Source organism: Pseudomonas sp. EB271-G4-1, assembly GCF_058791355.1.
Genome location: NZ_JBYTEO010000013.1, coordinates 73,372 through 85,939 on the forward strand (window position 1 = coordinate 73,372; position 12,568 = coordinate 85,939).

Annotated in this window: 9 protein-coding genes and 1 pseudogene; 5 read left to right on the plus strand and 5 right to left on the minus strand. The window is 61.4% G+C overall.

Translation table 11 applies throughout. The annotated features are described in order from the left end of the window. Positions 1-111 precede the first annotated feature (111 nt). From AC3WWR_RS09175 to AC3WWR_RS09190, 4 genes and pseudogenes are all read right to left on the minus strand, one after another. A complete protein-coding gene (locus tag AC3WWR_RS09175; RefSeq protein WP_492598657.1) occupies positions 112-900 on the minus strand; it encodes a methyl-accepting chemotaxis protein in 789 nt (262 codons plus the stop codon). A gap of 66 nt (positions 901-966) precedes the next feature. Further along, positions 967-2,256 (minus strand): annotated as a pseudogene (locus AC3WWR_RS09180) (methyl-accepting chemotaxis protein); the annotation flags it as partial. Between the two features lie 113 nt (positions 2,257-2,369). Further along, entirely contained in the window at positions 2,370-3,692 is a 1,323-nt protein-coding gene (locus AC3WWR_RS09185; protein ID WP_033042077.1) for an alginate export family protein, read from the minus strand. A 206-nt stretch (positions 3,693-3,898) separates the two neighbouring features. Beyond that, positions 3,899-4,615, minus strand: a complete 717-nt coding sequence (locus tag AC3WWR_RS09190; protein ID WP_020797716.1) for a glycosyltransferase family 25 protein — start codon at positions 4,613-4,615, stop codon at positions 3,899-3,901. 258 nt (positions 4,616-4,873) lie between these two features. On the opposite strand from AC3WWR_RS09190, the gene AC3WWR_RS09195 reads away from it, so the two are divergent. After that, complete coding sequence (locus tag AC3WWR_RS09195; protein ID WP_020797717.1) at positions 4,874-5,263, plus strand: c-type cytochrome; 390 nt, start codon at positions 4,874-4,876, stop codon at positions 5,261-5,263. A 52-nt stretch (positions 5,264-5,315) separates the two neighbouring features. Then, positions 5,316-6,806, plus strand: coding sequence for an aldehyde dehydrogenase family protein (locus AC3WWR_RS09200; RefSeq protein ID WP_020797718.1), 1,491 nt, complete (start codon positions 5,316-5,318; stop codon positions 6,804-6,806). Positions 6,807-6,919: 113 nt separating this feature from the next. On the opposite strand, the gene AC3WWR_RS09205 is transcribed toward AC3WWR_RS09200, so the two are convergent. Then, positions 6,920-9,301, minus strand: a complete 2,382-nt coding sequence (locus AC3WWR_RS09205; RefSeq protein ID WP_033042502.1) for a DUF3772 domain-containing protein — start codon at positions 9,299-9,301, stop codon at positions 6,920-6,922. Positions 9,302-9,559: 258 nt separating this feature from the next. Here AC3WWR_RS09205 and AC3WWR_RS09210 point away from each other — a divergent pair, with 258 nt between their 5' ends. The 3 genes from AC3WWR_RS09210 to AC3WWR_RS09220 are packed head-to-tail and all read left to right on the plus strand — an operon-like array spanning position 9,560 to position 12,539. After that, positions 9,560-10,525 (plus strand): Bug family tripartite tricarboxylate transporter substrate binding protein, encoded by a 966-nt coding sequence (locus AC3WWR_RS09210; RefSeq protein ID WP_083349306.1) that lies wholly within the window; start codon positions 9,560-9,562, stop codon positions 10,523-10,525. 1 nt (position 10,526) lies between these two features. Further along, positions 10,527-11,012 (plus strand): tripartite tricarboxylate transporter TctB family protein, encoded by a 486-nt coding sequence (locus tag AC3WWR_RS09215; protein WP_033042504.1) that lies wholly within the window; start codon positions 10,527-10,529, stop codon positions 11,010-11,012. Between the two features lie 18 nt (positions 11,013-11,030). Then, positions 11,031-12,539, plus strand: a complete 1,509-nt coding sequence (locus tag AC3WWR_RS09220; RefSeq protein WP_033042505.1) for a tripartite tricarboxylate transporter permease — start codon at positions 11,031-11,033, stop codon at positions 12,537-12,539. Positions 12,540-12,568 lie beyond the last annotated feature (29 nt).

Here is a 12,568-nt window from a genome sequence, read left to right on the forward strand (position 1 = left end):
CGCTCTGCGTGGGAATGCCGCCAGGGACGCTCCGCGTTCCGCTTGTGGATGTGACGCAGAGCGTCACGGGATGCATTCCCACGCAGAGCGTGGGAACGATCGGTCAAAGGCTCAGATCCTGAAACTCCCCACCAACTGATTCAACCGCGCCGCCTGCTGCTCCAGCTCAGTACAAGCCCGCAACGTCGCCTGCAAGTTCTCCACGCCTTGCTGGTTCAGCGTGTTGATCCGGGTGATGTCGACGTTCAAGGCCTCGACCACGGAAGTCTGTTCTTCGGTGGCGGCGGCGACGGACTGGTTGACGTTGTCGATCTCGCCGATGCGTTGGGTCACGCTGCTCAAGCGGCTGCCGGCGAGGTTGGCGATGGTGACGCTTTCTTCGCTGTGCTGTTGGCTTTCGGTCATGGTGGCGACCGAATCGCGGGCACCCACTTGCAGCTCCTCGATCATCTGCTGGATCTCCAGCGCCGAGGACTGGGTGCGACCGGCCAGGCTGCGCACCTCGTCGGCGACCACGGCAAAGCCGCGGCCGGCTTCACCGGCCCGGGCTGCTTCGATGGCGGCGTTCAGCGCCAGCAGGTTGGTCTGCTGGGAGATGCCCTTGATCACTTCGAGGATTTGCCCGATGTTCACGGTCTTGTCGTTGAGCACTTCGATGTTGGCGCACGACGTGCTGATTTTTGCCGACAGTTCGTGCATCACTTCAATGGTGCGTTGCACCACCTGGCGACCGTCCTCGGCCTGTTGTCGCGCACTGGAGGCCTGGTGCGAGGCATCGGAGGCGTTATGCGCGATCTCTTGCGCAGCGGCGCCCAACTGATTGATGGCGGCGGCGACACTGTTGGTGCGGCTCGATTGATCGTCGAAATTGCTCAGCGACGAATGGGAGGCCTCCAGCACCCGGCGGGCACCTTCGTTGACGCCCAGGGCTGCCGACGATACTTCGCGAATCGACTGGTGAATGCGCTCGACAAAGCGGTTGAACGCCGTGGCCAACTGGCCGATTTCATCCTGTGACTGTACTTGCAGGCGCCGGGTCAAATCACCCTCGCCAAGGGAGATATCCTCCATGACCCGGGTCAGCACTTGCAGCGGCCGGGTGATGCGCCGTGCCGTGTACCCGATCAGCAGGAGGCCAAGCAAGGCCGAGCCGCCACCGAGCAGCAGTTCCAACGCCGTGCTTTGCACGCCCTGGGCGTCGAGTTGTTTTTGCAGGCTGGCGACCGGTGCCAGCAATACGTCTTGGGGCACGCCGACCAGCACACCCCAGGGCGCAGCACCGGCAATCGGTGGCAGCGGTTCAAGGACGTTGATCTGCTGCGGGTCTTCAAACACCTTCGGCTGACCCTGGCGCAAGGCGTCCATCACCTGGGCATTGTCCATCGGTTGTCCGAGGCGGCTGACATCCTGGCTGTTGGCGGAGATCACGCCACGGGGGCTGACGATGCTGATCTGGCCGCGGCCATCGAATAATTGCAGCGCACTGTTCTCGCTGTTCTTTTGCAAGGCGGCGAGGTTGATGTCGAGGCCGACCACGGCGATGACTTTGCCGTTCTCCAACAGCGGGAAGGCGACGCTGGTCACCAGTTTGCGACTGCCCGATGCCTCGTCGAAGTAGGGTTCCAGCACACAGGCCTGGCGAGTGTCGCGGGCGCAGGTGTAGAAGGCGTTGTAGGGTGCGCCGCTGGGGCCTGGCTCGGTGTTGGCCAGCAGGCCTTCATCGCCGATCACCGCTTGCAGTTCGCCGGGTTTGCTTTGCACCCAGTACAGGGAGAAGCGTCCGGTTTCGTTGCTGCCCAGGTCCGGCTTGCCGGCGAAGCCCGCGTCGGCACCGTCCAGCGCATCGGGTTCAAAAATGACGTAAAGCCCGAGCAGGTCGGGCTTGTCGATCAGGGCCTGTTGAAGCTGGGTGCTCAGCTCCTGGCGCAGTTGTTGGCGGGTCAGATTGCCCTGATGCTGGAGTTGCCTGAGGTACAACAGATACCGCGACAATCCCTGGCCGAATTCGTGGGTCTGCATGAAGGTGCGTTGCACTTGCATGGCCTGCACTTTACCCAGGGCCTGCATGTGTTCCCGGGCCGCGTCGGCGAGCATGTCGCTGCTGGCCCGGGCCACTTGCTGGCTGCTCTTGTGTGTCTGGTAGAGCGACAGGCCCATCAGCAAACCCACCACCAACACCAGGCAGAGGCCGGCGAGCAGGGTGATCTTGCTCTGGATCGTGAGGAATCTTCTGTGCATCGGAAAGGCCTTTTCCATGGGAAATAATAGCGCTGCGATTACGAACCTGTAGGAGCTGCCGCAGGCTGCGATCTTTTGACTTTCAAGATCAAAAGATCGCAGCCTGCGGCAGCTCCTAGATCGGTTCGAGATTAGAAATTGGTGGCGAAAATCAGCTGGCTGTAGAGGTTCTTGTCGTTGTTGCCTAGCTGCGTGCCGCCTTGGTCGGCGCTCTTGTCCGGCTGGAACAGACCGACCAGCGGCATCACCGAGATGTGGTCGTTCAGGTGCCATTCGGCGTACAGGTCGACTTCGTGGCCATCGGTGTTGCCCAGGTCGCGGTCGATGGTGTCGAAGTTGAAGTACATCGCGCCGACGGTCAGGTTCTCCAGTGGCGAGACGGTGAACTTGAGTTGCTGGATGCGCGAGTTGGTGTTGAACGGGCCGGCGTAGTTGCCCGCCACTTCACCTTGGAACCAGGTGCCGAAGCCACGGCTGAAACCGTAGAACAGCGTGTCGTAGCCTTCCGAGAAACGGCTGTAGCGGTAGCCGGCATACGGCGTCCATGGCGCCTCGGAAAAGGTCCAGCCGGCTTCCAGGTACCAGGCGTCTTCGGTGGCCGTGTGGGGTTTGTCCTGCTTGGCATATTCACCGGAGAGGAACAGGTCCTTGACCCCGGCGTTGCCAGTGGCGCGCAGGCTGTAGGTCTTCATGCCATCGCGCTCGAGTTGCGCGGGGGAGGCGAACTGCTTATCGACGTCCGTGGTGTCGATGTAGGTCACGCCGACGGTACCGGCCTCGGACACGTGCTCCAGGGTGCCGACGTACATTTCGGTCTTGGCTTGCGCGCGGTTGTTGGATTTCAACCACATCAGGTCACTGCGCCAGCCTTCCTTGCCGCCGATACGCAACACCGCGGTTTCGTCGAAGGCCTTGCGCGCGGCCAGCCAGTAGGCGCCACCGCGATTGAATTCGCCGTCGGCCAGGCCCTTGCCCAGATTCAGTGCATCGCCGTTGATCAGGAAACCGTCGCCGACCACGATGTTCTGGCGGCCGAAAGACAGGTCGATGCCGTCAGCACCCAGCGCGGGAAACAGATCGCTCGAGCGCCAGCCGAGGTACGCATCTTCGAACTTGGTGGTGCGCTCCGAACCGTCGGTGAAGCCAGCGGCGTCACCGTCGCCCCAAGTGCCGGAGCTGAGCATGTTCGCCGCGCCGTAAGCAGTGCCGACCCCAGCCAGGCCCTGGTCGAAGCTCAGGCCGTACTTGATGTAGCCCTCGCGCCAAGAAGACGAACCTTCGTCGAGGCGACCCGACAGGGCGTAGTTTTCCTGGCTGTGGAAAACGCCGAAAACCGCTTCCAGGGTGGCGTTCAGATGACTGTCGTCACTGGCGTAGAGTTCGTAGGCGCTCGCCTGGCCGGCACTGATCATCAGCGCCAGGGTTGAAAGGCGAAGCAAGGGGGACTTGAGCATGGTGTGGCATCCGTTCTTGTTCTTGAGCGCAGGGTTGCGGTCCTTCCAGATACTAATGCCGGGATTTTTTGCGCCTTGTTGCCTCGGTGCCAAAGAGTTGGTTGTGCTTGCCAGATTGCATGGCGAGGTGACAGTGCACACGTGGGTGCACTGATTGAGAGGGGAGTGTGGGATTGTTTCCGGTTAAAGAGAGGCGGAGCGGGACACTATCGAATTCTTCTCAGGTTCATGGCCTTCAACTTCCTGAGCATGCCCATGACATCGCGCAGGACAGGCGTCCTGTCGAACAGGGACAGCGCATGCAAGTCCGTGCGCGAGGGTCTTTGATAGCCCAGGTTCCAGGTGAAGTAGTAGGCCTGGACGTCTTTGTTCGAATGAATGAGCGTATTGAGGGCGGCGTCATAGTGCATCGGCCCGCCGTCAGGATGCCCTGGCGGGCGCTCCAGGATCTGCAGCAGGAAATCGCGCAACCGGGTAATGCATTTGCCGTTTACCGCATAGAAATGCGACAAGTGTATGGGCTGGTCGACCGCTTTCCAGGTGGGCGAGCTTGAATCGCCTTCGAACGGATGGCCAAAGTAGGCGATGTCCCACTCCATGCCTTGCAGGGATTCGATGGCCTGTTTTCCATAGTGGGAAATGCGTCTGGAAAACTGTATGTCATCCTCCAGGATCAAAATGTTTTTCACATTCAGGCGTATCGCCTCTTCCAGGATCCCCAGGTGACTCATGAAGCAGCCCCTGGCGCCGATGCTTGGAAAACCGTTGTCTTCACTGGGCGTCACCGCCTGGAAAAAGCTGACTTTTTCGTGATCAAAGGGAAAGCCGTTGCGCGCGAATTCTTGTACCGTTTCTACGCGGCGATCCTTTCTTGACGCGATGTTGATGATTCTGGCTCGATCGAAATAGTCGGTCACATTCATCCAGCAGTTCCTCAGCGCAGGTGATCGGGGCGGCTGGATTGCAGTATAGGCAGAACTTTGGATCAAGCCTGGCTATCGCTGATCGCGCCCGTGCAGCACTTTGGCAGAACCGCCAACACAACTGGCAGGCAGGGCAAAACCTGCTAGCCGGCGACCACCGACAATCGCTCTCAACCTGCCGAAGCACCAAAGCCTCGGCACTTTCAGTGTTGGCGTTCGCTTTGCCAGCGAATGCGTGGATTTTCAAGGTCGTTTCTTATGTTCACCACCCTGCGTTTGTCCCTCGTTGCTGTGTTGTCCGTCACTCTGGCGCAGGCTGCTGTTGCCGCCGATTGCGCACCGCTGCAGCAGCGTGGCGCCGAAGTGTTCGCCAATGAATGCGGGGTGTGCCATGCGGTGAGCAAAGGCACGATGGGCATGATGGGGCCGAACCTTGCAGGCGTGGTGGGGCGCAAGTCCGGCTCGCTGGAAGGCTTCAACTACTCGCAAGCCATGCGCAACAAGAACATCGACTGGCAAGCCGAGAACATCGCGCAACTGATCACGCAACCCCAGGCCTATGTGCCTGGCACCTACATGCCCTACATGGGCATGGCCTCGGCGGATGATCGCCAGGCGGTGGTGTGCTTCCTCAAAGAACAACACTAATTGACGCTTTCGCCGGCAAGCCGGCTCGTCCATCTGAATTCAAAGGTGATTTATGAGCAACGTTGAAATTCTGCCGCAGGTTGCTGCATTCCTCGATCGCCAACACGGCTGCTTTATCGATGGCCAGTGGGTGTTTGCCGAAGGTCAGACCATTGCAGTGGTCAACCCGGCCACCGGGCAAACCCTGTGCGAAACCCTCGACGCGCCCCTGGAGATCGTCGAGCGCGCCGTGCAATCGTCGCACCAGGCTTTCAAGTCGGGCGTGTGGTCGGGCCTGCGTCCAGCGGACCGCGAGCGCATCCTGCTGAACTTCACCCGCCTGGTGGAGGAGCATGCCGAAGAGCTGGCGCAGCTGGAAACCCTGAGCCAGGGCAAGTCGATCAACATGGCCCGCGCGCTGGACCTGAACGCCACGGTGGAGTTCATGCGCTACATGTCCGGCTGGGCGACCAAGATCGAAGGGCAGACCTTCGATGTGTCGATCCCGCTGCCGCCGGGTGCCAAATTCACGGCGTTCACCAAGCGTGAGCCAGTGGGGGTCGTGGTCGGCATTGTGCCGTGGAACTTCCCGCTGCTGATCGCCGCCTGGAAACTGATGCCGGCGCTGGCCACCGGTTGCACGGTGATCATCAAGCCGGCGATGGAAACCCCATTGACCGCCATGCGCCTGGCCGAGCTGGCCCTTGAAGCGGGCATTCCGGCGGGCGTGTTCAACGTGGTGACCGGCGGCGGTGCCTCGGTCGGCGGCGTGCTGACCGCGCACCCACTGGTGAGCAAGGTGTCGTTCACCGGATCCACCGCCGTGGGCAAGAGCGTCGGCGTGGCGTGCATGGAAAACATGACACGTTTCTCCCTGGAGCTGGGCGGCAAGAACCCGATGATCGTGCTCGCCGATGCCGACATCGAAAAAGCCGTGCAGGGCGCGATCCTCGGTGGCTTGCTGAACAATGGCCAGGTGTGTGCGGCGGCTTCGCGTTTCTACGTGCATCGCTCAATCCACGACAAATTCGTCGAAGCCCTGGCGGCGGCGGTCTCGGCGATGCCGATTGGCGCGGGCATGAACTGCGAGGCGGCGATCAACCCACTGGTGTCGCGCAAGCAACAGCAGAGCGTGCTCAAGCACATTGAGCTGGCCCGCCAGGAAGGTGCGCGGGTGGTGGCGGGCGGCGAGTTGCTGGAAGGCGAGGGGTTCTTTGTCCAGCCGACCATCCTCGCCGACATTGACCACAGCATGGCCGTGGCGCGCGAGGAGGTGTTCGGTCCGGTGCTGGGAGTGATGCCGTTCGACGATGAAGACGCCGTCATCGCACTGGCCAACGACAACCGCTACGGGCTGGCCGCCAGCCTGTGGACCAACGACCTGGGCAAGGCCATGAACCTGGTGCCGCGTATCGAAGCCGGTACGGTATGGGTCAATGCCCACGTATTGCTCGACCCGGCGATGCCGTTCGGTGGCGTCAAGCAGTCGGGCATGGGCCGTGAGTTTGGTCGTGCGGTGATCGAGGCCTATACCGAGCTGAAATCGGTGTGCATCGCTCACTGATCAACCCGTAGGAGCTGACGAGTGAAACGAGGCTGCGATCTTTTGATTGTTAAATGCAAAATCAAAAGATCGCAGCCTCGTTTCACTCGGCAGCTCCTACAAAGGCATTCGCGTTATGCTGTTGGCGGTTTCGCCAGTTCTATCCCGGCGGCACCCAGCCGCTTGAGAATCTCGAACAACAGCTCGCTCTTGATTGCAGTGACCATGCGCGGGCTGTTGACGTAACCGGTGACGGTCAGGGTAATGCCCTCCGGTTTGAGTTGGCTGAAGCGCACCACCGGCGCCGGTTTTTCCAGAATGGTCTCGTGCTCGCTGAAGGTCTCGTACAGCAGGTTGCGCACTTGCTCGGGGTCGATGTCCAGCGGGAACATCAGTTCAAGTGTCGCCACCCCCTGGGCGCTGCCACCCAGGGTGACGTTGCGCAGGTTCTGCGAGATCAACTGCGAGTTGGGCACGATCACGATCGAGCGGTCGGCCAGCTGTATTTCCGTGGCCCGCACGTTGATCCGGCGGATGTCGCCTTCGACCCCGCTGATGCTGATCAGGTCGCCGACTTTCACCGGGCGTTCGGTCAAGAGGATGATGCCGGAAACGAAATTCTTGACGATCTCCTGCAGGCCGAAGCCGATGCCCACTGACAGGGCGCTGACGATCCAGGCCAGGTTGGTCCATTGGACCCCCAGCGATGACAGGGTCAGCAGGAGCACCAAGGCATAGCCGATGTTGGAGAACAGCGTGCTGAGCGAGGCACACATGCCGGGGTCCATTTCGGTTTTCGGCAGGAACTCGTCGTCCAGCCAGCGCCGCAGCGAACGAATCAGGTAGAGGCCGATGACCACGGCGAGCACGGCATGCAACAGGTTGGCCGGGACGATGTTCAGTTTGCGCAGGCCGTCGCCGCCGAGCATGGCGAGGATGTTGGTGGCCAGTTGTTCGAGCGTCGAGCCGATCCCGCCCACCATCAAGGTGATCAGCGCTATCAGCAACAGTGCGGCGCGACCGGCACCGGACAGGATGACCGAAATCTGTTCCAGCCGCGTATCGCCAATGCCCAGCAGCTGCTTGAGGGTCTTGCCGGTGGAGTGGCGGGGGGAAAACAGGTGTTCACAGCCGTCCTTGAACAGCTGGGTCAGCAAATAGAAGCCGGCGAATATGATGAAAAACCACACCAGTTCGTAGGTGATGAACCGCGAGAGCGATATGTAGCCGGTGAGCAGGGCGAGGAGGGAAATCGCGATCGCGATGCTGGCGAAGGCATAGATCATCCCGGCCAACGTCCGCCCCGCTTCGGGGGCAATGCCCGCCGCGACCATGTCCCGGCGGGTTTTGTTAACGCGCAACAGCAGCATGGCGATCATGGCCGAGACGATCAATGCGACCAGGCCACGGACCGAGATCACCAGCCCCGGGGTCATGCCAGTGACATTGGTTATCTGCGCCAGCGACACCAGCACAAGCAATGCCAGGGCCAGGCGTGTGGGGTAGGGTTTGATCGCCAGGGCGAGCGGATCGGCAAAGGCCGGCAGGCGCCATGAAGGGTGCTGCGTGGATAGCAGTGCGCGACTCAGGCCGGTAATCAGCACGCAGGTATAGACGATCTTTTCAAAATCCTGGGAAAACCCTGTGAGTTGCGGCGTCAGGGGCAGCTCGCGGGTGACGGTAAAAAACAGCAACTGCAGGGCGATCCAGGCAGACAGGATCGTGGCCACCACCGATGAAAGCGCAAGGGTGCTGCGTCGCAGGCGTCCTTCCGGCATCCGGTGAATGCACAGCCAGGTCAGCCCGCGCTCGGCCACCCTCCGACCGAAGATCCAGAAAACCAGGGCCATGACGATTAAAAAGCTGGTCAACAGGCGTTCGCCCGGTCGCCAGGTGGCGCCAAGCGTGGCGCCGATCTGTTGGAGGAATGCGTTGAATTTTTGCCGGTCATCCTCTGGCGGATTGAACAATGTTGCCCAGAACCAGGGATTGAGCACGCTTCGGGTCCGCTGGGTCACTTCGGATTCCAGCAGGCTGCGGCGAATGGCGGCAATCTGGATCAGCAATTCCGCCGCGCTGCTTTTAAGCGTTGCCAGGGATTTCAGTTTGGCGTCGACCAGGGCTTTTTGACCCGTCAGGGTGGCTCTTTGCAGGGCGATGTCGGATTTCTCGGGCGTGGCATCCGGTGGCGCGGGTCCCAGCACGCCCAATTGCGCCTGCAGCTGAGCCTGCTCGGGCAGCAGCAGCGTCGTCAGGCGATCGACCTCCTTGATGAGTGCCTGAACCAGGTCCTGCGGGCCTTCAAGCTGGCTGTAATTGCTGGCCTGTGAAACCTGCTGTTTGAAACTGCTGAGTTGGCCCAGCAACGCCTCCAGCTCGCTGTCGGAAACGCTGGCGGACGGGAGGGGCTGGGCGGTGACGGGGGCATCGGACATGGGCGCCGCCGACAGCCATCCGACGCTCGGCCCCAGCAGCGCGAAAGCGATGAGGATCACTAGCTTCAATGCATAACGCATGGGCGTGCTCGACTGGTTGATAGTCATTGCGCCTATGAGGTTAGGTCATGATGGGGGCAATCGAGCTTTTTTTGGACGGATGTGCCTGGCGCCTTCATATGTAGGCGCGAGGCGACCATGAATAAGGTCAACGAGTTAAAACTGCCCGATCAACGGCGTCATGGCCTACGCTTGTTGGCAGGCCGGATGTCGTCGCGCAGGCGTTTACTGCACATGTGCAAATGGCACCCATAAAAACAAGGTACTCAGGAGGTGCGCATGTCCGCTTTGATCCGTAGCTTCAGCCGTAGTCTGTTGGTCGGCATTACCGCTGCCACGCTTTGCTCCCCGGCCTTCGCGCTGGATACCGTCAAGTTCATGGCCCCCGGTTCGGTGGGTGGCGGCTATGACCAGACGGCTCGGGTGCTCGGCAAAGCCCTGATTGAGGCCAATGCGGCCAAATCCGTCACCTTTGAGAACAAGGGTGGCGCGGGCGGTACGCTAGGGCTGGCGCAGTTTGCCAACAGCACCAAGGGCGACCCGAATGCGTTGCTGGTGGTCGGGGCGATCATGGTTGCGGGCATTGAACAGAACAAACCGCAAATCAGCTTGAAAGACGTGACGCCGATTGCCCGCCTGTTTACCGAATACAACGTGATCGCGGTGCGCAAGGACTCGCCGTACAAGACCCTCGATGACCTGATCAAGGACTTCAAGGCCAAGTCCACCAGCGTTACCTTTGGCGGTGGCTCTAAAGGCTCGATCGACCATATCGGCATTGCTGAACTGGCCGGCAAGCTGGATGTGCCGGTCAACAAGGTGAATTACATCGCTACCGGTGGTGGCGGTGAAATCGTTGCCCAGGCCCTGGGCGGCCAGATCAAGGTGATCACCGGCGGTTACGCCGAACTGGGTCAATACATCAAGAATGGCCAGTTCCGCGTGCTCGCCATCGGTGCCCCTGAGCGCGTGCCCGGGATCGATGCCCCCACCCTCAAGGAAAGTGGCTACGACGTGGTTATCGGCAACTGGCGTGGTGTCTATGGCGCCGCGGGCCTCACGCCCGAGCAGCGCAAGGAAGTGACTGACGCGGTGGTGGCCGCTTCCCGGAGCAAAGTCTGGCAGGACAACATCAAGACCAATGCCTGGACGCCGAGCGTGCTAACCGGTGACGATTTCGGCAAATTCGTCGAGGAAGAACACGTGCGGTTGCGCGCCATGTTGGTCAAGGTCGGGTTGCTTTGAAATGGCCGGTGCGCGCGCTGTCGTACCGACCCAGTTGGCCATTGGCGTTGGCTTGATTGTGCTCAGCGTCGTGTTGGCGGTGGGCGCCTGGCGCTTTCCGCCGGAGATGGGCTTCGTGATACTGCCGGCCTATGTCTACCCCTGGGTGGTCGCGGGTTTTCTGGGGGCGGTGGGCGTGTTGTTGAGTTATCAGGCGGTGAGTGGCGGTTTTCGCGAACTGGATAACGAACAGACCCACACCGTGGCGGGCGGCAAGGCCGGCGCGGCCTGGGTCACCGCAGGCTTGATCGGTGTGGCCGTGCTCATCAACCTCATCGGCTTCGTGCTGGCGGCGGGCTTGCTGTTTGCCTGTTCGGCGCGGGGCTTTGGCAGTCGTCATCCGCTGCGCGACCTGGCCATCGGCATGGCCCTGACCCTGCCGATCTATTGGTTGTTCAATGCCGGGCTGGGCGTCTCCCTGCCGCCGCTGGTCAACGCCTGGATCTGATCCAAGGAGATCGACAGCATGGACATTCTCGCCAACCTGGCGATGGGTTTTTCCGCAGCGCTGACGCCGATCAATTTGCTGTGGGGCTTTATCGGCTGCCTGCTGGGCACCGCCATTGGCGTATTGCCGGGCATCGGGCCGGCGCTGACGGTGGCCTTATTGTTGCCGATCACCGCCAAGGTCGACCCCACGGGCGCCCTGATCATGTTCGCCGGGATCTACTACGGCGCGCAGTTCGGCGGTTCCACCACCTCGATCCTGCTCAATACGCCCGGTGAGTCCTCGTCCATGGTCACGGCGCTGGAAGGCAACCTCATGGCGCGCAATGGCCGGGCAGGGCCGGCGCTGGCCACGGCGGCGATCGGTTCGTTCGTGGCCGGCACCATTGCCACCGTCCTGCTGACCCTGTTCGCACCGGTGGTGGCCAGGTTGGCGCTGAATTTCGGGCCGGCGGAATATTTCGCGATCCTGGTGCTGTCCTTCACCACGGTGTCGGCGGTCCTCGGCGCCTCCATGCTGCGTGGCTTTGCGTCACTGGGGATCGGATTGACCATCGGCCTGATCGGCCTCGATTCGACGTCGGGCATTGCCCGCTACACCCTTGGCGTACCCGAACTGGTGGATGGCATCGAGGTGGTGCTGGTGGCGGTCGGTTTGTTCGCGGTCGGCGAAGCCCTGTACAGCCTGCTTTATCAAACCGAGCAGGCGGAGGGACGGCATCGCCTGACGTCGTTGTGGATGACCCGCGCCGACTGGAAACGCTCGGTGCCTGCATGGCTGCGGGGCACGCTGATCGGTTTCCCGTTCGGCTCGATTCCCGCTGGCGGCGCAGAGATCCCGACCTTTCTGTCCTATTCCACCGAACGCAAGCTGAGCAAATACCCGAAAGAGTTTTCGGCCAACAAAGGCGAGGGCGCCATCGAGGGGGTGGCCGGCCCGGAAGCCGCCAACAATGCGAGTGCCACCGGCTCGTTGGTGCCATTGCTGACCCTGGGCATCCCGACGTCCGCCACGGCGGCGATCCTGTTGGCGGCGTTCCAGAACTACAACCTGCAACCTGGGCCGATGCTCTTCGAGACCTCCGCCGACCTGGTCTGGACCCTGGTGGCTTCGCTCTACATCGGCAACGTCATCTTGCTGATATTGAACCTGCCGTTGGTGGGCCTGTGGGTCAAGCTGCTGCAGATCCCCCGGCCTTACCTCAACGCCGGGATCCTGGTGTTCGCCACCATCGGCGTCTACGGCATGCGCCATTCTTCCTTCGACCTGCTGCTGATGCTGGCCATCGGTTGGGCTGGGGTGCTGATGCGGCGCTTCGACTTCCCGGTGGCGCCGGTGATTGTCGGCATGCTGCTCGGCCCGATGGCCGAGAAACAGTTGCGCAACGCCTTGTCGATCAGTGAGGGCGACTGGACGATTTTCCTGACCCAGCCCATCTCGGCGGCGTTCATGGCCCTGACGTTGTTGGTGCTGGTGGTGCCACCGCTGTTGCATGCACGTGGTATCAAGTTGCATGAGGATGACTGAGATGTCGGTCCCCTGTAGGAGCGAGCATG